This is a genomic window from Terribacillus sp. 7520-G, from assembly GCF_002271665.1.
Lineage (GTDB): Bacteria > Bacillota > Bacilli > Bacillales > Amphibacillaceae > Terribacillus.
This window is the reverse complement of sequence record NZ_NQFP01000039.1, coordinates 13,866-35,225: the sequence shown is the minus strand read 5'-3', so window position 1 is coordinate 35,225 and position 21,360 is coordinate 13,866. Positions and strand designations below refer to the sequence as shown.

The following is a 21,360-nucleotide window of genomic DNA, read 5'->3' as shown; positions in this document are numbered from 1 at the left end:
TTTTTTTCATTTCATGAATCGCAGACTCTGCTCCAACCATTGAATATATCCTTTTTCCCTTTCAATCGCCCTGGTCAGCACCAAATAATGCCCGAATTCAGGGGAAGAAAAATGCATATCCCCATCCAGCTCTGCTTCCATTTCCGCTAATGTTTTCACAAGCCCGTCCAATTTATGCTTGCGGCTGGCCAGCTGATTCGTGAATAGCTCCCTGGCTTCTGCTTCCTTCATACTCGAGATGAAAAAAGTCTTCAGCATGAATTCATCTTTATTGGAAACGCCGACTGCCTCCAGACGCTGCATCCATTCTTTTAATTCCTCGGCCCCCTTAACCGTCAGGCGATATAGCTTTTTCTCCAGCTTTTCCCCTTGGATCACCGTTTCGAATTCTATCAATTCTTCTGCGACCAATTTTTTCAGTTCCGGATAGATTTGACTGTGCTTTGCACTCCAAAATTGACCGAGTGCTCCTTTGAAGGCCGCCGCAATATCATATCCAGTCCGCTTTTCCTGTTCAAGCAGTCCTAATATTGCATATTTCAATACACGCATAGTGTTCTCCTTATCTGTTCGTTTGACATCAGTATATCATAGCATTAAACTAAACATGTAAATAGTTACATGTTACATTTTACTTAATCGGGAGATGGACAAAATGACTCCTTCTTTGGAAAAAGTGGCTGCCCTTACAATCGATGTAGCCAAACCGCTTAGTGCGGGACAAACAGGATCAGGGCTGCGGCGCCTGATCCCGATTGAATCGGGTACGATCACCGGAAAAATCGAAGGCCGCATCCTGCCCGGCGGTGCTGACTCTCAGATCATCCGACCGGATGGGCGCACCGATTTGTCTGCTCGTTATGTCATCGAGACATCTGGCGGCGAGATCATATACTTGGAAAATAACGGTATAAGACAAGTGGATGCCGCCTATCGCGACCGCGCTGCCCAAGGCGAAATCATTGCGCCGGAACATGTTTATTTCCGCACAGTACCCACCTTTGAAACCGGCAGCGAACAATACCGCTGGCTCATGGATAAGATTTTCATCGGCGCAGCGACACGCTTGAAAGATCAAGTATTGCTGGACATTTATCAGGTCAATTGAGGAGGAATAAAAATGGAAGAATTCATTGGAAGTCATATGATTTATACGTATGAAAACGGCTGGGAATATGAAATGTATATCAAAAACGAGGATACGATCGATTATCGCATCCACAGCGGGATGGTAGGCGGACGCTGGGTAAAAGATCAAAAAGTCGACCTGGTCAAACTTACGGAAGGTGTATACAAGGTTTCTTGGACAGAGCCTACAGGAACAGATGTATCCTTGAATTTCATGCCGAAGGAAAAAAGGATGCATGGAATCATTTTCTTCCCGAAATGGGTGCACGAACATCCGGAAATCACAGTCTGCTATCAAAATGATCATATTGATTTGATGCATGAATCCCGCGAGAAATATGAAACGTATCCGAAATATGTAGTTCCGGAATTTGCGGATATCACCTACCTGCATAATGCTGGTGCGAATAATGAGCGCATTGTGTCAGAAGCGCCTTATCCAGGCATGACAGATGACATCCGGGCCGGAAAGCTAAAATGATCCATACAAAAAGGCGGTCTGCTTGATGCAGCCGCCTTTTTTTATCTTTCAACCGGAGTGCCTTGATGGAAAAGCAGCCGCCAGCCGCCTGGCTGATAGCGCCAGATGGAGCTTCGCAGCTGTTGTTGGCCTGATGCTTCATCACATGTCCTAAATGTAGCCAGGACCGTGTCCTCCGACAGAATTCGTACATCGAAGTCCCTGATATCCAAATCGACTGTCTCCAATCCATTCGCAATGATATCAGCTTTGCTGAATGATCGCCCGGATGTTCCATGTTCCAGGAAGTCCTCTGTAAGCAGATTGCCGACAGTGTCCATCGAAGATCTTGTCTCATCCTCAAGCAACGATTTCTCCAATTGCAGGATCGTCTCTTTCACTTGCAGCTGTTCATCCATCTCGACTCGCCTCGCTTTTTCTTATAATTATATCCTTACGTCCATTCTATGAAAAGGGTTTCATTATACAACAAAAAAGAATCACTTCTCTGATTTGTATACAATGGCGAAAACTGGTACAGTATGAAACAGATGAGGTGACAAAATGGAATTCAAGAGAACACCGCTGGTTGCGGCACTATTGAGCTTTCTATTCACTGGCTTGGGTCAGTTCTATAATCGGCAGAATCTGAAGGGGACGCTCTTTATCCTGGTCAACTTGATCAATTTGTTCCTGATGTGGTTCGTAGTCGGTCTGTTCACATATTTCATTTTTTGGATCTATAATATTTACGATGCCTATAAAATGGCAAAACGCGCGAATATGAAGCTGGCCCGTCAGAGCGGACAAATCGAGCCTTCCACGAACTAAAAACAGCTGCCAACCCGAGGCAGCTGTTTTTCATATCGAGATCAGCGCTTTATGGAATTCATCATAGGAATGCGCCTCTAATAGCTTTTGGACATGTGCCGGGTGTTCGATGATGCGGACAAGCTGCTGATACATATCGGTAAAATCCTCGTCACTCTCTTTTTCCATACATAATAGGCAAATGAATCTGACTTGCTTACCAGACCAATCGATAGGTTTTTTCAAGGTACAGATGACCCATAGCGTTTCTTCCACGCTCGCTTCCAGCGGATGAGGCACAGCCACCAAATTCCCAAAGCAGGTCGGCGCCATGGATTCCCTTTCATACACCGCCTTGAGGAACTCCTCCCCCACCTTCCCCTCAGATTTCAGCACATCGGTCAAAAAGGTCAGCACCTCTTCTTTACGCTCCAATTCCTGCTGCAGGAACACATAGGCTGGCCTGATGTAACGAATCTCCTTACCGAAATGCAGGAACGCCTCCAGCTTTGCAATCGCCTCCTTATCCAAGATGACCGGGACATGTATCACAGGAATGGATATGGTCTCCGCTTCGATCGGTATCGTACTGATGATCAAATCGGCTTCCCATTCCTTTTTCCTAAGCAGGCGGTAATATTCGATTGTATCGATGATGTCGAGCTTATCCGAAAAAAGGGATTGCAGTTTATAACGGAGCAATTGAGCACTGCCTATCCCGGAGGCACAGACCAGCAGACATCTGATTTTCTTTCCTTTTTGTCTGCTTCTTTCCAGGGCTGCCCCGATATGCAGAGCCAGATAACCGATTTCCTCTTCTGCAAGCTGAATGCCGATTTCCTTTTCCACTGCGCAAGAGCCGATGATAGCAGCTTCGAATGCAAGCGGATAATGCCTTTTGATGTCCTCAAGCAGCGGATTTCGTACATTCATGCCATACAAATGCCGATGGACGGCCGGCTTCAGATGGATGCTCAATCCTTTCAGCAATTCCTGATCTTCCCGTAAGTCCATCCCTGTCTTTTCGTAAATCTCCGCCACGATTGCCTCTGCCAAATCCGGCATTCCAAGCTGCCCTTCCAATTTTCCCGCTGCAGCATACTCGGTCCCCATCAGATGAATGGTCATATAAGCCACCTCCACTTGCGGGAAAAACAGATGGAGCTCCGCTTCCAGCATGGCGGTCAGCTGGGCTGCCCCCCGGAATGCTTGCTGCTGGATGATTTCCTGCATCGCATCAGGAGCGAGCTCGACATATTGACCATCCTTGATCCGCCTGCAGGCAATCGCAATATGGGTAACCAGGTTCTGTACTGCCACATCCGAGAGCACCATCTGATTCTCCGTCACAAACCGATGTACAATATCATGCACTTGATGTATCTCGGCTTCGGAGATGATGGCTTCTGGCAAACCATACGCTTTCTGCCAACCCGTCTGCTTCGAAAAGAATGCCGACAGAAAATACCGTTTCTCCGTCTCCGTTCCCGCAATCCGAATGCCATGCTTCGGTCTTTTCTCCAGGTCCAGCCCCGATTGCTGCAGAAGCTGCCTCACTTGCTTCAGATCATTCTGCACTGTCGGAAAGCTGACAAAACAAGCCCGCGCCAAGTCTTCCATTTTAAGGAACCCATTGGATAAGAGCAGCAGCTGCAGAAGATGGTTCACTCTTTCTTCAGGTGTCTCCACCCTCGTATACAGCCGTTCCTGCTTCGCTCTGATAGCTTCTTGCAAATACGACTGAAAAAGCTTTTCTTCCGCGACGATCAGCCGATACCCCTGTCCCCTGATCGATTCGATCTTTGCATATTCCCCCGGCAATTCCTGCTGCAAAAGCTTCATGTCCGACCGAATCGTCCGCTCCGATACAGCCAGTCTCCTTGCCAGCTCTTCCGCCGTCACCGTATGTGGTTCAGATGATAGGAAAGTCAATAATTCCAAGAGCCTCGGTTGCAGCATACAGTTCCACCCCTTATCCTACATACCTATGCCAAAAAGGCGATCAAATGACCGCCTGTGCTTTAAGCTGACCCCCGGGCTGCTGATTGTTTCGCCAGCTCCTCCTGCAAATAAATGATTTCTTCTGCTAATTCCCGCACCGTCATGGCATTCATTAAATGATCCTGCGCATGCACCATCAACAGGCTCACAGTCGATTGTTCGCCGCCCGCCTCGGCTGTGATCAGTTCCGTCTGGATATGATGTGCCTGATTGATCGCGGCCTTGCTGGCCTGTATCTTCGCCTTTGCTTCCTCGAATGCATGCTGCCTGGCAAGCGCCATCGCTTCCATTGCATGGCTGCGGCCATCACCGCCGTGCAGTATCAACTGAAATGCTTTCTCTTCTATATTCATCACGTTCCTCCTTATCAGCTGCTGATCGGATCTGTTCCATCCTCGGATGCTGCCAATTCACGCTGCCTTGCTTCCTCTTCCTTCAGCTGGTTCTTTTCCAGGATACGGAAAAATGGATAATAGATCACCATGGCAATCACCAAGTTGATCAGCTGCATCACAGCACCGGAGATTTTCCCTCCAGTTGCCAAGTATCCTGAAATGATCGGAGGCATCGTCCACGGAACGACGATCCCAGCAGGTTTTGCCACCAATCCTGTACTCATCCCGATATAAGTCGTGATGACCATGACAAGCGGGACAGTGATGAATGGGATGATCATCAAGGGATTCAATACAATCGGCAGACCAAAGACGATCGGTTCGTTGATATTGAAAATCGCCGGACCTGTCGCCAGCCTGCTCAGCTGCTTATTCTGCTTCAGCTTTGCCCGCCATATCATGATGAGAACAAGCCCCAGCGTAGCACCTGATCCGCCGACATGGATGAATACTTCGAAAAACTGCTGTGTAAAAATATGCGGCAGCTCCTGACCGGCCGCGAACGCAGCAGCGTTCTCCCCGGTTGCTTTCAGCCAGATCGGAGTCATGATACCCCCTACGATATTCGCACCATGCAGGCCGCAGACCCACAGCAGGACAATCATCAGCTCCGCTAGGAAACTGCCGATGAAGGAAGAGCCGACAAGTGTCAGAGGTGATCCGATGATAGTCGAGATCAAATTATGGATATCCCCGAAAGGTGTCGCTTCGACCAGCAAACGGATGAGCCAGACAAGGATGATGACAGCAAAACCCGGAATAAGTGCAATGAAAGACTTCGCTACAGCAGGCGGGACTCCATCCGGCATACGGATGACGATATTCCGTTTGACAATGAACCGATACACTTCGGTTGCAAACATCGCCACGATCATTCCGACGAATAAGCCGCCGCTCCCAAGCAAGGATACAGGCACGAAATTCGCAGCTGTGCCATCGACTTCGAAGGGGCTGTATGGTGTCGCAAGCAAGAATGCCGCAAGTGCAATCGCACCAGAGGACAGCGGGTCCACGCCATCTGCTTCATAAGCTTGCGCCAGCCGGTACGCGATACCGAAGCAAGCGAAGATGGCCATGACATCGAACGTCACGTTGACGGGGTACTGCAGCTTCACACTCCACGACTCTCCGAAAATACCAGCCATGAAATCAGCGTAGCCCGGAATCGGCAGATTGGCGAGGATGAGGAATAATGATCCGACAATGATCAAAGGCATCGTCAGGATGATACCATCTCGCAGTGCCACTAAATGCCGCTGTGCTGCAACCTTCCCAGCAAACGGCATCACCTTCATCTCCAGAAAATCATTGAATCGCCCCATACGCCTCACCCCTTCTTCGCAAATAGCGATTCAGCATGATGAAGCACATTCTTGCCATTCCCTGTACCATAATCGACAGTATTTATCACATCCACCGGTATACCGCGCTCCTCACCCAGTTTCTTCATTTGCGGCAGCATGTAGCGCACTTGCGGACCAAGCAATAATACATCTGCTTGTTCTATATGTTTTTTCGCCTGATCGGCTGATACCGCTTGGATGCGATAGTTCTTGGATTCGGCTTCTGCTTCCTTCTGCATTTTGGAGACAAGCAGACTAGTAGACATTCCAGCAGCACATACAAGTAAGATATTCATTTTTTCTACCCCCTTCGGTTCTTGCTTTCAATATACTATGAAAACGTTTTCATTTCCTGCTATTATTTTTCCGCATCTTAACGGAAACTTATTTAAGCATACAAAAAGCCGGCATGCATTCCTGCAGCCAGCCCTCCTTTACAGGACTTTTATATCCAAGAGCCCCGCCAGTTCCCGGCGCAAGTCATCCAGCTCCGGTATGCCTTTCAGATTGGCAGCCAATCCTTGGATGAGCAGTTTTTTGGGCTCTTTTTTCTGTATCTCTTCCTGGATCAATTCGATGGCACCTTGCAGCTCTTCCACATCCTGCTCACGAGCATCCAGCGTAAGGATGACGACTTGCATCCGCTCCAGGACTTGTTTGACTTCCCTCTCCTTCAACTCCTTCTCGAAAATGGAACCTGAGACCGGAGTCGTTTCTGTGACAAGCGGCTCGGACTTCCGCTTCAAGAGGCCCTCCACCATATCATCCATTCGATCGAGAATATAGGCTGCTGTTTTATCCAGATCAAGGATCAGTCCATGAATAAGCATGTCACCGATGATCTGGAAAAGGATCCCCTCCTGCAGCATTCGCAGATCCTTTAAGTAAGGCTTGCTCCCCTGTCCATATACCTCCAGCAAGTCAAGCTCCGTTTTACGCCTTCGCCTCTCCATCTCCTCCAGGAAGAACAGTTCCACCTCTTTTCCAATATCGGAATCAATATCATGGCGCCTCATGAGGATGAAATTCCTGCGTTTGACGAGCTCGCGCATCATGGTTGCCAGACGCAGCTTCGCTTTCTCCCGGCTGTCCAATTCCAGCTGGTCGACTTTTTCGATCTCCTCCGTTATCAGACGGATATGATAGCGGAGGATTTCCTCCATCAGTTCATCCTTCGATTTGAAATAAAGATAGAATGCTCCTTTGGAGAGTTTGCTTGCTTCTGCAATTTCCTGGATGCTGGCAGCATGGTAGCCTTTTTTGGCAATGATCTCGGTTGCCCGTTCAATGATGGTGATTTTTTTCTCCTGCATATTGCCTTCCCTTTCGACTGACCGGTCGGTCATGGATGTGTTAAGAGACTGTGAATAATTTATGAATTCTTTTATAAACGCCGTATTTACCCTATCAAACTTCCTTATACCCCTGATATAATTGTTGCATTACGATGGGCTTCCCTATAGTATAGAGGAATAATGACCAGTTGGTCAAATGAAGGATAAAGGAGCTGGACCGTGAGAAAGTTTATCAACTTTTCGTTAAAAAATAAGGTTGCCGTATGGTTGCTGACCATCATGGTTGTCGCAACCGGCATATATGCCGGTACGAATATGAAGCTGGAAACACTTCCTGATATCAGCGTACCAGTGCTTACCGTAACGACTACATATCCTGGCGCACCGCCAGAGGAAGTAATGGAGAATGTTACAGAACCGCTCGAACAGGCGGTACAGAGCTTGGATGGCGTGGAGAATGTAAGCTCGACATCCATGCAGAATGCTTCTACGATCCAATTGGAATACGCCTATTCCAAGGATTTGGACGAAGCAGAAACAGAAGTAAAGGAAGCCCTTGAAAATGTTCAGCTTCCGGATGATGCAGAAGAACCGGAAGCATCACAGATTAATTTGAATTCTTTCCCGGTCATCACATTGAGTGCTTCTAACAGCGAGCAGTCGATCGAAGAATTGACACAGACTGTCGAAAACGACCTCCAGCCAGCATTGGAAGGAATAGAAGGTGTCGCTAATGTCGGTGTCTCCGGGCAGCAAATGCAGGAAGTACAGATCACCTATGATGAAGATGCACTGGCCGAGAACGGTCTGACACAGGATACTGTAAGTCAAGTCATTCAGAATAGCAGCGATGCTTATCCGCTCGGCTTATACCAATTCGGCAACAGCGAGAAAAACGTTGCAGTGGATGGCAACATTGTAACCATCGATGATCTGCGCAACTTGGAAATCCCGCTCACCGGCGGTGCCGGTGCACAGCAGGCACAAAGCCAGGAGGCCGCTGCAGGTGCTCAAGCTGATGCTGCAGCTCAAGCGGCACAAGCAGCACAGGCTCCGACTGAACTTCCGACCATCCAGCTGCAGGATGTGGCTGAAGTGGAAGTAGTCGGTGAAGTAGAGTCGATTTCCCGTACGAATGGCCAGGATTCCATCGGGATAGACATCACGAAGGATCCAAGTGCCAACACCGTGGAAGTCGTCAATGCAGTCAAAGATGAGATCAAGCAATTTGAAGAAGATCACGATGGTATGACCATCACTTCGACGATGGACCAAGGTCAGCCGATCGAGGATTCTGTCCATACAATGGTGAACAAAGCGCTCTTCGGTGCTATTTTCGCCGTGATCATCATCCTCTTGTTCCTGCGAAATATCCGTTCTACGATCATTTCCATCATCTCGATTCCATTATCGATTTTGATTGGCTTGATTTTCCTTTACGAAATGGATATCAGCTTGAACATCATGACATTGGGTGCCATCACTGTTGCCATCGGCCGGGTGATCGATGACTCGATTGTCGTCGTGGAAAATATTTACCGCCGTATGTCCCTGGCAGATGAGAAACTGCGCGGAAAAGAATTGATCATCGATGCAACGCGTGAGATGTTCATCCCGATCCTATCCTCCACTGTCGTGACAGTGGCAGTATTCCTGCCGCTCGGATTGGTCGAGGGCCAAATCGGGGAATTGTTCCTGCCATTCGCATTGGCAGTAGTATTCGCCCTGCTGGCATCCTTGCTGGTTGCAGTCACCGTAGTGCCGATGGTGGCACACACGCTCTTCCGCAAACGATTGGATCGCGGCACGAGCGAAGAGGAAGCCAAAAATTATGTACACAAAGAAGAAAAACCGAGCAGATTGGCGAATTTCTACAAGCGCATCCTGAATTGGAGCTTGTCGCATAAGATCATCACATTCGTCATTGCCGTTGTCCTGCTCATCGGAAGCTTGTTCCTTGTTCCTTCGATCGGTGTCAGCTTCATTCCTAGCACCGGCGAGAATATGGTAGTCGCTTCTTATTCTCCTGAACCTGGCCAGACACGCGAGGACATTCAGGAAATCGCCTCTGAAGCCGAGGATATGCTACTTGACCGCAAAGGCGTCGAAACCTTGCAATACACGATCAGCAGCGGCGGTAATCCGCTCTCGGGAACATCCGGTGATTCCGCCCTCTTCTACTTGGGCTATGCCGATGATTTCGAGGATATCCAAAGCGAAACAGAAGCAGTCGTAGATGACCTGCAAGCCATGACGGACCAAGGCGAGTGGGGATCGATCGATATGACCGGCACAAGCAGCAATACAGCGCAATATTACATCTACGGTGATAATGTGGAGGATATCCAAACTGCATCTCAGCAGGTCATGGATCTGATCGAAAAAGATGGCAACTTCACCAATGTGGATTCCGATGTTTCTGAGCAATATGATAAATATACAATCGTAGCCAATCAGGAAGAACTGGCAGCACTCGGCCTGACAGCAGCCCAAGTGACAGCCCAGCTTTCCAACATAGGCAGCCAGCCATCCATTGCCACCATTCAGAATGATGATGGCAAAGCATTGGATGTCTACGTACAAGTAGCGGACGAATCCTTCGAGGATAAAGAGGATCTGGAAAACACGACGATCCAGACAGCACTCGGAACAGAAGTGCCATTGAATGAGATTGCCGAGATCGAAGACGGCCAGTCCCCGAATACATTGCAGCGCCGTGATGAAAAGCTTTATGGTTCGGTATCCGCCGATATTACAAGCGATGATATCGCAACTGCCACTGCCGGCTTGCAAGAGGAAATCGATAAGCTTGATCTGCCTGACGGTGTCAGCATCGATCAAGGCGGGGTATCCGAACAGATCAATGAATCGTTCAGCCAGCTTGGCCTTGCCATCATTGCAGCAATCGCGATCGTTTACTTCGTACTGGTCTTGACATTCGGCGGGGCCTTGGCACCATTCGCCATCCTCTTCTCCTTGCCGTTCACAGTCATCGGTGCGCTGGTAGGGTTATTCATAGGCGGCGAGACAATCAGCGTTTCTTCCCTGATCGGGGTGCTGATGCTGATCGGTATCGTTGTGACGAATGCAATCGTTCTGGTTGACCGCATCATCCATAAGGAAAAAGAAGGCATCCCGACCCGGGAAGCGATTCTTGAAGCCGGTACGACCCGACTTCGTCCGATCTTGATGACAGCAATTGCCACAATCGGTGCCCTTGCACCACTTGCCTTCGGCTTCGAAGGCGGCGGATCGCTCTTGATTTCCAAAGGACTCGGAATCACCGTAATGGGCGGTCTCATCAGTTCCACCTTGCTGACACTCGTTGTCGTACCGATCGTGTACGAAGCAACGACACGCTTCAGCCTGCAAGAGCATCATAAAGCTGAACGTCAGCGCCGCAAGGAAAGGAAACAGGCGAAAAAAGCAGCCAAGAAATAAATGAACACAGAAAAGCCTGCAGTTGTGACTGCAGGCTTTTTCTTACCATAAAGGAGGAAGCGAAATGACTATAAAAAAAGATCGGACACTGATATCGGAAGCATCGGATTCTATTAAACGAAGCAGCCGCTTTGATATAGTACATCATCGCAGCTTGGCAGATATACAGAAACGAAGCTCCGGCATCTGGCAGCCGGAGCTTCGTTTTCTCTTTTACTATTAGGTAGTTCTATCATGATAACCAGGATAGCCCTAGTGATTTAATTACACCGTGCCTTGTTTGTATCTCCGTGTCACCAAGCTCATGATGACCATCACCACACAGTTCACTGCCAAAGCAATGATGCCTGTATTCAGGTCATTCCATTCATGCGGCAAGGATGGAATCAGGTCAAGCAATGTCTTTTGGCTCGTTGTGATATAAGCGACGGTGGCCAAACCGGCAAGGATGCCCGCTGCCGCTCCATACTTGTTGATGAAATTCCGTTTGGACAAGCTGCAGAATAATGATGGGGCCAGCTGTGTCATCAAGCTATAGCCCATCAAAATGATATTCGATAAGGTTTCTCCTCCGTGCAGCGTAAAATAGACAGCCACCAAGGCAACGACTGGCACCAGCAGTCTCGCCAGTCTCCCGATTGCCCTATCCGTCGTTCGAGGAGCAGCCACATGGTAAATATTCTTGGCAAGCAAGGTTGCCGTATTCATCATCAGCAAAGAACCCGGTACCAATGCTGTCAGTAGACCGGCACCGCCGATGATGCCTATCACCCAAGGATCGAATGTCTCCAAGGAGAGCCGCAGCAAGGCAAGGTCCACATCTTCCCCTTCTAGTCCCGGCACTGTCAAAATTGCTGCTGTTCCGACAAAGAATACGAATAATAACATCAGCGTATAAAGCGGGCTGATGATGGCATTCTTCCGAAAAACCTTTTCGCTTTTCGCCGTATATGTGGAACTGAACACTTGCGGCCACATATAGAAGCCGAGGACGAGCAGCAAGACCGTGGAGATGACCCATGTCATACTGTAGCCTTCATCCGGGAACTTCAAAAAGTCAGGGTCCGCAGCATGAACCGCCTCAAACATCGGCTGATAGCCCCCATAATAATGCAAAGGCAGATATATACCAAGGAAACAGATGACAACCACCATGACAATATCCTTGATTGCTGCTGTCCATGCCGATCCATGCACTCCGGAAAGCATCACATAGATCGTCAGACTGATTGCGCCTATCCATACGGCTGCCTGCATGGAGATGGCGCCGTATGACGCCTCCGAAACAATGATGCCCAAGCCTTTGAGCTGCACGATGATGACAGGTATCATTCCGATCACTCCCACCAAGGCCACCAGCACACCTAAATAAGGACTGTCGAACTTGCTGACGAAGAAATCGGATTGTGACACAAGTCTTTTTTCTTTCGCATATCGCCAGATGACCGGCAAAAGCCAATAAGACATGACGTATGACAAACCTATATACATAAGCACATACAAGGCAGGCGCGCCTTTGCCATAAGCCCAGCCGCTTCCGCCCAGGAAGGAAAATGTCGTGTAGATTTCACCGGCCATCAGGAGGAAAACGAAAATGCCGCTGAAGCCGCGACCGCCTACTGTCCATTGCTCGAGATTCATATCTTTTCCTCTTGTTGCCCTGATTCCTAAAAAGACTGCTAAAAGTAAAAATCCCAAAATAATGATAAGTGCGATATTCATTTTTCCCCATCCTCTTCATTCCGCGGATCCAGTTTATACATGATGACCAAAATGACTGATGATAGCACAGTCCACAGGACCACCCAAAACATGACAAATGGCATGGAAAGTACAAATGGTTCCACTCTGTTTGCGAACGGGAGGAATCCCAGCATCCCGATGAAGGGAATGGCTGTGAGAAAATATAAACGTTTCATTGCCTATTTCACCATCCACACTGAAGTTGCACAAGGTTTTCCGGTTTGGAAAACACACATGATGCTATCATAATGCTTCCAGCCTCGATAAGCAAAAATTTAATCACAGTATGGAAAAAGAAGGAAAAACCATGTTTTGGCTTTCCCTGCTTCATCATTTAAACAAATATATCCATGACCAATACGCCTGCGAACGCGACGAAGGAAAGTATCGTCTCCAGCACTGTCCAAGTACGGAATGTTTCCTTGACTGTCAGACCAAGATATTCCTTGACCATCCAGAATCCCGCGTCATTGACATGGGAGAACATGAGCGATCCCGCGCCGGTTGCAATGACAAGCAGCTCCAGATTCACACCTGACACGTGCTCGATGATGGGAGAAACAATCCCGGCTGAAGTAGTCAGCGCGACCGTTGCGGAGCCTGTCGCAATTCGGATCAGGCCGGCAACAAGGAATGCCAGCACGATCGGAGAAAGGGATAAATGCTCGGACATATGCGCGATTGTGTCCCCGACACCGCTGTCGATGAGCACCTGCTTGAATCCTCCGCCTGCTCCGATGATCAGGATGATGGAACCGACAGGCAGGATGCATTCCTCCGTCATTTTCTTCAAGCGCTCCCGGTCCATGCCTTCCCTGAAACCAAGGAAGTAATACGCCGCAAAAACGGCGATCAATAACGCCACCAATGGGCTGCCGATGAACATCAGCAGTTTTTCAGCCAGGCCAGGAAGCGGCAAGTACGGTCCTACTGCTGACAGGATCATCAATAAGACCGGCAGCAGGATGACAAAAAAGCTGACGCCAGTGCCCGGCTTGCTTTCGGGCTGGCTGACTTTGATCAAATTCGGTTCTCCTTCCGGCACGACACGCTTCTGCACCCATTTGGCAAATACCGGGCCGCCGAGAATACCTGCTGGAATGGCAATGATGAGGGAGTATAATAATACCGTACCCATATCCGCCCCGAAGATGCTGATCGCTGCAAGTGCACCCGGATGCGGCGGCACGAGGCCGTGTACGATGGAAAGGCCAGCGATCACCGGCAGTGCGATCAACAAAATGTTCTGCTTCGTAGTTTTATAGATACTGATCACCAGCGGAAGCACGATCAGGATACCGACCTCGAAAAAGACAGGAATCCCGATGATAAAACCAGATATGAACATGGCCCAAGGCAATCTTTTCGGTCCGAACTTATCTACGAAGAAGTCCGCCACCTGATTGCCGGCACCGGAATCCGCCATCATCTTCCCAAGGATGGTCCCGAGTGCCAGGATACCAACCAGATGGCCGAGCACTCCGCCGACCCCGGTTTCATAGGCTCCTACAATCTCATCGAACGACAGACCTGCCGTGATGGCCAGGAAAAGACTAGCAACCGTCAAGCTGATAAAAGCATGCCATTTGAACAATGTCACGCCGATGACCACGATCACGATGGATAACAATGTCATGAGTAAAAGATAGATTTCCATCTCTCGATTTCTCCCCTTCTCTCTTTTTAAGCGCTTTCAAACCTGTAGGTGAGGAAAGCTGCTTTAGTGCAGCATCCTCCGCTGAAAATCAGCAATTCGTTCATATTCCGTTTGGAAGCTTCTGGATAGCTGGATATAGATGCTCATCAGTTCCTGATATACTTCGACACATTCCGGGTCCGGAGTATGGTGATGCGTCCTGCCGATCATATCATTGACCACATCAAAGGAATCGATATCCCCTAAACTGTATAAACCAAGGACAGCCGCCCCGAGGCAGGAGCTTTCATAGCTTTCCGGGATATGGACCTCCTGATCGAAAATATCGGCCATCATCTGCCTCCATACTGCAGAACGGGCAAATCCGCCGGTAGCCTGGATTCGCTTCGGCTTACCTGTTAATTCCGTCAGAGCAAGCAGGACGGAATACAGATTGAACAGCACACCCTCCAGCGCAGCCCGGATCATATGCTCCTTCTTATGATGCAAGCCCAGGCCGAAGAAGGATCCCCGTGCATTGGCATCCCAAAGGGGCGCCCTCTCCCCTGCCAAGTATGGATGGAATAATAACCCATCCGATCCCGGTTTCACTTGGGAAGCGATCTTGGTGAGCACTTCGTATGGATCGATGCCAAGCCTTGCTGCAGTTTCCGTTTCGGCCGCGCCCAGCTCATCACGGACCCAGCGGAGGATGACACCGCCATTATTCACCGGCCCGCCGATCACCCAATGATCCTCCGTCAATGCGTAACAGAAAATACGGCCCTTCGGATCAGTTGTCGGGCGATCCGTCACCGCACGGATGGCGCCGCTTGTCCCGATTGTGACAGCAACGACTCCTTCATCCACTGCACCGACTCCAAGATTCGAAAGGACACCGTCGCTAGCACCGATGATGAACGGCGTCTGCTGCAGCACCCCCAGCTTATCCGCCATCTGCTCTGTCAAACCGACGAATTGATAGGTTGTCGAAACAGGCTCGGATAATTTATCCTCCGTAACCCCTGCAACTTGAAGTGCTTCTTTATCCCAAGCAAGCTCCTCCAGATTGAACATCCCAGTCGCCGATGCAATGGAATAATCAACCTTATAGCTGCCGAACAATTTGAAGAAAACGTATTCTTTAATGGAGATGAATTTGGCCGCTTTTTCGAAAATGGCTGGATGCTCTTCCTTGAGCCAGCGCAATTTGGATAATGGAGCCATCGGATGAATCGGTGTGCCAGTACGTAAGTAAATGCTATGGCTGGCCGTTTCTTCCTTGATTTTCTCCGTCCACTTCGTCGCTCGATTATCCGCCCAGGTGATGCACGCGGTCAATGGTTCATCAGCCGCATCCACTGCAATCACACTATGCATCGCAGAGCTGAATGAAATACAGCGAATCGCCGCTGGATCCACTCTGCTGACCCGGATCGTATCCCGGATTGTCGCGATGACAGCTTGGAAAATCACTTCCGGATCTTGTTCTGCTGTTTCTGCTGTCGGTGAATGCAAAGGATATTCGATCCCTTCCTTTGCAATCACCTCGCCTGTTGTCGTGAACAGCACGGCCTTTGTACTGGTCGTGCCCATGTCCACACCGATCATATAGGAAGCTGCCAACATCTTCCCCTCCCTTTTGTCGTTAGCGTTTCACTACTGCATGTCCGCCGAATTCATTTCGCAAAGCTGCGACCACTTTTCCAGAGAAAGTATCTTCGTCCAAGGAACGGTAGCGCATCATCAGCGACATGGCGATGACTGGTGTAGCTGCTTGCAGCTCCAATGCAGTCTCGACTGTCCATTTGCCTTCACCGGAGGAGTGCATGACACCGCGGATGGCATCAAGCTTCGGATCCTTGCTGAATGCGGATTCCACCAGTTCCATCAGCCAGGAACGGACAACGGAGCCATTGTTCCACATTTTCGCCACTTGCTCATAATCAAAGTCATAATCACTTTTCTCCAAGACTTCGAAGCCTTCCGCAATCGCCTGCATCATGCCGTACTCGATACCGTTATGGACCATTTTCAGGAAATGGCCGCTGCCGCTTTTACCAGCATAATGATAGCCATTTTCGACACTGATTGCCTGGAAAATCGGTTCGATGGTCTTGAACACTTCTGCATCGCCGCCGATCATCGTGCAGACACCATGACGTGCTCCATCCGTTCCGCCGCTCGTACCGACATCGAAGAAATGAACGCCTGTTTCTGCAAAGGCTTTTGCCCGTTCGACAGATTGCTTGTAATTGGAGTTACCGCCGTCCATCAAGATATCCCCTGCAGATAGATACCCCTTCAATTCTTCCAGGACTTTATCCGTGACCTCACCAGCCGGTACCATCGACCAAATGATTTTAGGGCTTGGAAGCTGCTCAACCAATTCTTTCAAAGAATCGGCAGCCGATCCTTTTGTTTCTGCAAATTTAGCTCGTGCCTCTTCATTTACATCGAAAGCAACGACATCAAAGTTATTATCCAATAGATTCAGACCAAGATTGAAACCCATTTTGCCAAGACCGATTAATCCAATATGCATGATAAATGAACTCCTTCAAAATAATTTTCAATTTATGATACCATAATACGAAAATAATTTTCATATAGCAACCGCTTTCAATGAATTTATGCTATACTTTTGATGACATTAAGGACGAAAGCGAGCTGATTTTCTTGGTAAAGCAAGGTTTGGCGGGGATTCGATCCCACTATCCAAGACTGAGTGATAAAGAGAAAAAAATTGCCGATTTCATATTGGAGCATCCGGAAAAGATTGTCCATCAGACAATCAGTCAGGTTGCCGACCAGCTGGATGTAGCAGATGCCACCGTTTCCCGCTTTTGCAAGCGGATCGGCTACAAGGGTTTCCAGGCACTGAAGATTGCATTGGCACCAGAAATCATCGCCCCGAACAAAATGCTGCATGAGGACGTCAGTGAGCAGGACACGGCGAAGATCGTTGCCGAAAAAATTTTTCAGTCAAATATCCGTACATTGGAGAATACTTTGCAGGTACTTGACGATACCGAGCTTGAACGGGCAGCTGCTTTGCTGCTTGGCGCAAGAAGGGCGGAATTCTATGGCTTCGGGGGATCCAATATGGTCGCAATGGATGCGTATCATAAGTTTGTCCGATCCGGCGTGCCTGCATTCGCGTTCCCTGATGCCCATTTGCAGCTCATGTCTGCTTCCCAGCTGACCGGACAGGATGTCGCTTTCATCTTCTCCCACTCCGGTGCAAGCAAGGATGCTTATCAGCTGCTTCAGACCATCAAGAAAACAGGGGCCCGGACGATCGCCATCACCGGTTTCCCAAAATCCCCGATCGGCCAGCAAGTAGATGTTGCACTGCATACCAGCTCGGAGGAGACCGAATACCGCTCCGAAGCGCTCGCATCACGGATTGCCCAGCTTAGTATCATCGATGCCCTTTACGTGACAGTGATCATGCGTCAGAAAGACAAAGCACAGGCCTCCGTGGAAAAGGTAAGAAACGCCATCGCCGCAACAAAAATATGACCCGCCAGAAGCTGACGGGTCACTTGCCGTTGATATTCACAGTGGTGATTTCGAACTTGTCGAACCGGTGTCTTGCAAAAGAGTATTCGAAGGCGATGCCGGTATTGAGATAAGCAACCTGCTCGATCACAAGCACAGGTTCATTCTCGGCCAGGCCCAGCTCTTCCCGGTCCCTTGCCGTTGCCTGCTCCGCTCTGATCCGCCGGCGCGAACCTGCTATTTTCAATCCAAGCTCATTCTGCATATAAGCATATACCGAGCCATGCAGGACTGCCGGCGTGATACCCGGAATCAGGGGGGTCGGCATAAAGGTTTCCTCGATGACATGCGGATTTTCATCGACACAGCGTACACGGATATGATGGTACACAGGGGTATCCTCCGAGATGGCCAAATACGATGCCACTTCGGGTGCAGGGGCAATCATGTCGAATAAGATCAGCTTCGAAGTGACTTGCTTATCCTTCATCAAGCTAGTGAAACCAAGCGTTTCATTCGTCCCGACATGAATATAGTCCGATTGGAAGGAAGATTGCACGATGAAGGTGCCGTGCCCGCGCTTTCGGAAAATGATTCCTTCCGATGCAAGTACATCAAGTGCGCGTTTGATTGTCATCCTGCTGCAGGAAAACTCTTCTACAAGGCTGTGCTCATCCGGTAACGGCTGATCCAGAGGATAGAATCCTGATTCGATACGATGTCTGATTTCTTCTGATATCACTTGATATTTCATAGTGCTCCTCCTCTGCTGCCGATCTGCTTGCTGTTAGCTTATCAAAATACTGGAAATGCGGCAATCGCCCAATGAAAAGGACGGCCATATAGGCCGCCGCAATCTTAGAATCCGTTTTGCTCTGCGACTTGCTTCATCCATTTGCCGCTTTTCTTGATGGAACGCTCCCCGTCCTTATCCAGATTGACCGAGACGAATCCATACCGATTCTTATAAGCATTCGTCCACGACCAATTATCCATGAACGTCCATAAATGATACCCCTTCACCTGTGCACCCTCATTCAGGGCTTGATGCACCCAGCGCAGATGACCTTTGATGAAGTCGATCCGGTAATCGTCCTGGATGATGCCATCTGCATCCCGGAACTTCTCTTCTCCTTCTACACCCATGCCATTTTCCGAAATGAAACATGGTATATTACCATAGTTATCACGCAAGTTGATCAGGATATCATAGATTCCCTTTTCATAGATTTCCCAGCCGCGATGCACATTCATCTTCCGGCCCGGCATCTCATACGAGTCGAAGAATCTGTCCGGCATGAACGGGGCATCCGGATGGACCGCATACTCTTTCGCTTTCACACGCCGCGGCTGATAGTAGTTCACACCGAGCAAATCGACTGTATTTTCCCTGATCACTTCCAAATCCGCCTCCGTATAGACCGGCAGATACCCTTCCTCACGAAGTATATCCACCAGCTCCTGCGGAAACTCTCCCCTGACAGATGGATCCAGGAAGGAGCGATTGAAGAAAGCATCCGCTATCCGGGAAGCTTTCAGATCAGCTGGATTGCTGCTCCTTGGATAGGAAGGCGTCAGGTTCAGGATGATCCCGATTTCTCCGTCCTGCCCTTGTTCCCGGTACTTCTGGATGGCAAGTGCGCTTGATAGCTGAGTATGATAGGCCACTTGCACCGCCCGGCGGAAATCCACGACATTCGGATAGTGAAAATCATAAAGATAACCGCCTTCCACCGGCACGATAGGCTCATTATGCGTAAACCACCTTTTCACCTTATCGCCGAACAGCCGGAAGCATACTGCCGCATAATCCGTATACGCCTCGACTACTTCCCTGCTTTCCCAGCCGCCTTTTTCCTGCAGCGCCATCGGCATATCGAAATGGAAAAGGTTCACAAATGGCTCGATATCCTTATCCAATAATTCATCGATCACATCCTGATAAAATGCTGCCGCTTTTTCATTGACATCTCCTGTGCCTCCCGGGATCAGCCTGGACCAGGAAATCGAAAATCGGAATGAATTATGGCCCACTTCTTTCATCAGGGCAATGTCTTCCTTGTAACGGTAGTAGAAACCCGAGGTATCGGCAGGACCGATACCGTTATGGAAACGGTTCGGTTCCTGCTCATACCAGTAATCCCAAATATTCTGCCCTTTCCCATCCACATTGGCAGCACCCTCCATCTGAGTTGCCGAAGAGGAGGACCCCCACCAGAAATCCTTCGGGAATAGATAGTTTACTTGCTTTTGTTTTTGCTCTGTCACTTCCATATCAAATCTTCTCCTTTGGTACTTGCATGTCGGCTGCTGCATCCTTCTGTGCCGCATCCTTTTCCTGCTTGATATTCATCCTGTCGATGAACTTGAGGAATGGGAACCAAATTGCGAATACGATCAGCACGTTCACGAGCTGCAGCAGCGAGCCAGCAATCGAGTTGGTTGCCAGGAATCCGCTGATGAATATCGGCACAGTCCATGGAATCGTCACCCCAGTCGGCGGCGGCACCAGCCCGATGGCCATCGCTACATAGCTGACGACTGTCACGACCATCGGTGCAATGATCCACGGCAAGAGAATCAGCGGATTCATGACGATCGGCAGTCCGAAAATCACAGGCTCATTTACATTGAAGATACCCGGCCCGATTCCGAGCTTGCCCACCTGCTTCATTTGCTTGCTTCGCATGAATAAAAGGATTGCCGCCAAGACCGCCAGTGTCATCCCTGTCCCCCCAGCACCGACAAGGTAGACCTCGATGAACTGCTTATTGATGATATGCGGTAATTCCCCCGTCGTTGTATAAGCTTGCAGGTTTTCCAGGGACAATGTATTCCAGATTGGATCCATGACAGAGTTGATGATGATCTGTCCATGCAAGCCGAAGAACCAAAGGACCTGGATGAAGAACACGGCGATCAAGGTAGCCGGAAGCCCTCCTCCCAATCCGACAAGCGGTGCCTGCACTGTATTGAAGATGACATCATGCAGATTCGTGTCGAATCCTTGTGTCACAATGATATTAATCACCAAGAATACCGTCAGGGTCACGACCGCCGGGATGAGGGCAGCGAATGATTGCGATACAGCTGGCGGCACACCTGCCGGCATCTTGATGACGATTTTCTTCTGCGTGATATAACGATAGATCTCCCCGGAAAGGAACGCGACAATCATGCCAAGGAACATCCCCTTCGCACCTAGGCGGTCAACAGCCAGTACATTGCTCACCACTTCGCCGCTTTCCGTCGAAACGACATATGGTGTCAGCAGGAGGAAGGCCGTCAAGGCTACCGCTCCGCCGAAAATCGCTTCCACTCCGTAGCTTTTCGCCAGATAATAGCCAATACCGAAGACAACGAAAACAGATGCAATATTCATCGTGGCATTCGGCGCTGGTCCAAGCGATTCCTGGATACCAGCAAGCAGCGATTCGCTCATCACATTATCCAGGAATGGCAAATTGGCCAGTACCACCATGATCGAACCGAAAATGGTCAATGGGAATGCCAGCATGAAGGCATCCCGCAGCACACCGAGATAACGATTGTTATTCAGCTTGCCGGCAATCGGAATCAAATACTTGCTAAACTTATCGAACAT

21 protein-coding genes are annotated in these 21,360 nt (G+C 49.3%); 6 read left to right on the top strand and 15 right to left on the bottom strand.

The features are described 5' to 3' along the window. Window positions 1–6: 6 nt before the first annotated feature. Window positions 7–552, bottom strand: coding sequence for a PadR family transcriptional regulator (locus CHH53_RS13680; protein WP_095216690.1), 546 nt, complete (start codon window positions 550–552; stop codon window positions 7–9). Between the two features lie 103 nt (window positions 553–655). Between CHH53_RS13680 and CHH53_RS13675 the strand changes: the two genes are divergently transcribed. Beyond that, window positions 656–1,108 (top strand): DUF3237 domain-containing protein, encoded by a 453-nt coding sequence (locus tag CHH53_RS13675; protein WP_369819893.1) that lies wholly within the window; start codon window positions 656–658, stop codon window positions 1,106–1,108. A gap of 12 nt (window positions 1,109–1,120) precedes the next feature. Beyond that, a complete protein-coding gene (locus tag CHH53_RS13670) occupies window positions 1,121–1,609 on the top strand; it encodes a phenolic acid decarboxylase (RefSeq protein WP_095216688.1) in 489 nt (162 codons plus the stop codon). 41 nt (window positions 1,610–1,650) lie between these two features. Here CHH53_RS13670 and CHH53_RS13665 read toward each other — a convergent pair whose 3' ends face one another. Continuing rightward, window positions 1,651–2,007: a nuclear transport factor 2 family protein gene (locus CHH53_RS13665; protein ID WP_095216687.1), complete on the bottom strand. Its 357-nt coding sequence runs from the start codon at window positions 2,005–2,007 to the stop codon at window positions 1,651–1,653. Window positions 2,008–2,152: 145 nt separating this feature from the next. On the opposite strand from CHH53_RS13665, the gene CHH53_RS13660 reads away from it, so the two are divergent. Next, a complete protein-coding gene (locus CHH53_RS13660; RefSeq protein ID WP_095216686.1) occupies window positions 2,153–2,419 on the top strand; it encodes a DUF5683 domain-containing protein in 267 nt (88 codons plus the stop codon). 30 nt (window positions 2,420–2,449) lie between these two features. On the opposite strand, the gene CHH53_RS13655 is transcribed toward CHH53_RS13660, so the two are convergent. The 5 genes from CHH53_RS13655 to CHH53_RS13635 form a co-directional block, all read right to left on the bottom strand. After that, entirely contained in the window at window positions 2,450–4,357 is a 1,908-nt protein-coding gene (locus CHH53_RS13655; protein ID WP_095216685.1) for a BglG family transcription antiterminator, read from the bottom strand. Window positions 4,358–4,419: 62 nt separating this feature from the next. Beyond that, window positions 4,420–4,752: a PTS lactose/cellobiose transporter subunit IIA gene (locus tag CHH53_RS13650; protein WP_095216684.1), complete on the bottom strand. Its 333-nt coding sequence runs from the start codon at window positions 4,750–4,752 to the stop codon at window positions 4,420–4,422. A gap of 14 nt (window positions 4,753–4,766) precedes the next feature. Beyond that, complete coding sequence (celB, locus tag CHH53_RS13645; protein WP_095216683.1) at window positions 4,767–6,116, bottom strand: PTS cellobiose transporter subunit IIC; 1,350 nt, start codon at window positions 6,114–6,116, stop codon at window positions 4,767–4,769. A 5-nt stretch (window positions 6,117–6,121) separates the two neighbouring features. Continuing rightward, window positions 6,122–6,433 (bottom strand): PTS sugar transporter subunit IIB, encoded by a 312-nt coding sequence (locus CHH53_RS13640; protein WP_095216682.1) that lies wholly within the window; start codon window positions 6,431–6,433, stop codon window positions 6,122–6,124. Window positions 6,434–6,571: 138 nt separating this feature from the next. After that, a complete protein-coding gene (locus tag CHH53_RS13635) occupies window positions 6,572–7,450 on the bottom strand; it encodes a TetR/AcrR family transcriptional regulator (RefSeq protein ID WP_158221566.1) in 879 nt (292 codons plus the stop codon). A 201-nt stretch (window positions 7,451–7,651) separates the two neighbouring features. Between CHH53_RS13635 and CHH53_RS13630 the strand changes: the two genes are divergently transcribed. Further along, window positions 7,652–10,873, top strand: coding sequence for an efflux RND transporter permease subunit (locus CHH53_RS13630; protein ID WP_095216680.1), 3,222 nt, complete (start codon window positions 7,652–7,654; stop codon window positions 10,871–10,873). 64 nt (window positions 10,874–10,937) lie between these two features. Further along, window positions 10,938–11,096 carry a hypothetical protein gene (locus CHH53_RS17400; RefSeq protein WP_158221565.1) on the top strand — a complete coding sequence of 53 codons (159 nt, stop codon included), beginning with the start codon at window positions 10,938–10,940 and terminating at the stop codon, window positions 11,094–11,096. Window positions 11,097–11,137: 41 nt separating this feature from the next. On the opposite strand, the gene CHH53_RS13625 is transcribed toward CHH53_RS17400, so the two are convergent. From CHH53_RS13625 to gnd, 5 genes are all read right to left on the bottom strand, one after another. Then, window positions 11,138–12,595, bottom strand: a complete 1,458-nt coding sequence (locus CHH53_RS13625; RefSeq protein ID WP_095216679.1) for a sodium:solute symporter family protein — start codon at window positions 12,593–12,595, stop codon at window positions 11,138–11,140. Beyond that, window positions 12,592–12,792, bottom strand: coding sequence for a DUF3311 domain-containing protein (locus tag CHH53_RS13620; protein WP_095216678.1), 201 nt, complete (start codon window positions 12,790–12,792; stop codon window positions 12,592–12,594). Before CHH53_RS13620 ends, CHH53_RS13625 begins: the two co-directional genes overlap by 4 nt. Window positions 12,793–12,950: 158 nt before the next feature. Continuing rightward, window positions 12,951–14,273: a GntT/GntP/DsdX family permease gene (locus CHH53_RS13615; protein WP_095216677.1), complete on the bottom strand. Its 1,323-nt coding sequence runs from the start codon at window positions 14,271–14,273 to the stop codon at window positions 12,951–12,953. A 63-nt stretch (window positions 14,274–14,336) separates the two neighbouring features. Then, complete coding sequence (gene gntK / locus CHH53_RS13610) at window positions 14,337–15,881, bottom strand: gluconokinase (protein ID WP_095216676.1); 1,545 nt, start codon at window positions 15,879–15,881, stop codon at window positions 14,337–14,339. 19 nt (window positions 15,882–15,900) lie between these two features. Continuing rightward, the gene (gnd, locus tag CHH53_RS13605) at window positions 15,901–16,797 is read right to left on the bottom strand and encodes a phosphogluconate dehydrogenase (NAD(+)-dependent, decarboxylating) (protein WP_095216675.1); all 897 of its coding nucleotides are present in this window, start codon (window positions 16,795–16,797) and stop codon (window positions 15,901–15,903) included. A 134-nt stretch (window positions 16,798–16,931) separates the two neighbouring features. Here gnd and CHH53_RS13600 point away from each other — a divergent pair, with 134 nt between their 5' ends. Beyond that, window positions 16,932–17,777, top strand: coding sequence for a MurR/RpiR family transcriptional regulator (locus CHH53_RS13600; RefSeq protein WP_233135110.1), 846 nt, complete (start codon window positions 16,932–16,934; stop codon window positions 17,775–17,777). Between the two features lie 19 nt (window positions 17,778–17,796). On the opposite strand, the gene CHH53_RS13595 is transcribed toward CHH53_RS13600, so the two are convergent. From CHH53_RS13595 to celB (CHH53_RS13585), 3 genes are all read right to left on the bottom strand, one after another. Then, a complete protein-coding gene (locus CHH53_RS13595) occupies window positions 17,797–18,510 on the bottom strand; it encodes a GntR family transcriptional regulator (RefSeq protein WP_095216673.1) in 714 nt (237 codons plus the stop codon). A gap of 104 nt (window positions 18,511–18,614) precedes the next feature. Then, the gene (locus CHH53_RS13590; protein WP_095216672.1) at window positions 18,615–20,030 is read right to left on the bottom strand and encodes a glycoside hydrolase family 1 protein; all 1,416 of its coding nucleotides are present in this window, start codon (window positions 20,028–20,030) and stop codon (window positions 18,615–18,617) included. A 1-nt stretch (window position 20,031) separates the two neighbouring features. Continuing rightward, window positions 20,032–21,360, bottom strand: a complete 1,329-nt coding sequence (gene celB, locus CHH53_RS13585; RefSeq protein WP_095216671.1) for a PTS cellobiose transporter subunit IIC — start codon at window positions 21,358–21,360, stop codon at window positions 20,032–20,034.

What these genes read in the sequence shown, in the direction of transcription:
- gntK (WP_095216676.1), bottom strand. Translation starts at nt 15,881, where the DNA reads ATGTTGGCAGCTTCCTATATGATCGGTGTGGACATGGGCACGACCAGT.
- CHH53_RS13590 (WP_095216672.1), bottom strand. Translation starts at nt 20,030, where the DNA reads ATGGAAGTGACAGAGCAAAAACAAAAGCAAGTAAACTATCTATTCCCG.
- CHH53_RS13680 (WP_095216690.1), bottom strand. Translation starts at nt 552, where the DNA reads ATGCGTGTATTGAAATATGCAATATTAGGACTGCTTGAACAGGAAAAG.
- celB (WP_095216683.1), bottom strand. Translation starts at nt 6,116, where the DNA reads ATGGGGCGATTCAATGATTTTCTGGAGATGAAGGTGATGCCGTTTGCT.
- CHH53_RS13620 (WP_095216678.1), bottom strand. Translation starts at nt 12,792, where the DNA reads ATGAAACGTTTATATTTTCTCACAGCCATTCCCTTCATCGGGATGCTG.
- CHH53_RS13650 (WP_095216684.1), bottom strand. Translation starts at nt 4,752, where the DNA reads ATGAATATAGAAGAGAAAGCATTTCAGTTGATACTGCACGGCGGTGAT.
- celB (WP_095216671.1), bottom strand. Translation starts at nt 21,360, where the DNA reads ATGTTCGATAAGTTTAGCAAGTATTTGATTCCGATTGCCGGCAAGCTG.
- CHH53_RS13665 (WP_095216687.1), bottom strand. Translation starts at nt 2,007, where the DNA reads ATGGATGAACAGCTGCAAGTGAAAGAGACGATCCTGCAATTGGAGAAA.
- CHH53_RS17400 (WP_158221565.1), top strand. Translation starts at nt 10,938, where the DNA reads ATGACTATAAAAAAAGATCGGACACTGATATCGGAAGCATCGGATTCT.
- CHH53_RS13595 (WP_095216673.1), bottom strand. Translation starts at nt 18,510, where the DNA reads ATGAAATATCAAGTGATATCAGAAGAAATCAGACATCGTATCGAATCA.
- CHH53_RS13670 (WP_095216688.1), top strand. Translation starts at nt 1,121, where the DNA reads ATGGAAGAATTCATTGGAAGTCATATGATTTATACGTATGAAAACGGC.
- CHH53_RS13625 (WP_095216679.1), bottom strand. Translation starts at nt 12,595, where the DNA reads ATGAATATCGCACTTATCATTATTTTGGGATTTTTACTTTTAGCAGTC.
- CHH53_RS13635 (WP_158221566.1), bottom strand. Translation starts at nt 7,450, where the DNA reads ATGCAGGAGAAAAAAATCACCATCATTGAACGGGCAACCGAGATCATT.
- gnd (WP_095216675.1), bottom strand. Translation starts at nt 16,797, where the DNA reads ATGCATATTGGATTAATCGGTCTTGGCAAAATGGGTTTCAATCTTGGT.
- CHH53_RS13615 (WP_095216677.1), bottom strand. Translation starts at nt 14,273, where the DNA reads ATGGAAATCTATCTTTTACTCATGACATTGTTATCCATCGTGATCGTG.
- CHH53_RS13675 (WP_369819893.1), top strand. Translation starts at nt 656, where the DNA reads ATGACTCCTTCTTTGGAAAAAGTGGCTGCCCTTACAATCGATGTAGCC.
- CHH53_RS13640 (WP_095216682.1), bottom strand. Translation starts at nt 6,433, where the DNA reads ATGAATATCTTACTTGTATGTGCTGCTGGAATGTCTACTAGTCTGCTT.
- CHH53_RS13655 (WP_095216685.1), bottom strand. Translation starts at nt 4,357, where the DNA reads ATGCTGCAACCGAGGCTCTTGGAATTATTGACTTTCCTATCATCTGAA.
- CHH53_RS13660 (WP_095216686.1), top strand. Translation starts at nt 2,153, where the DNA reads ATGGAATTCAAGAGAACACCGCTGGTTGCGGCACTATTGAGCTTTCTA.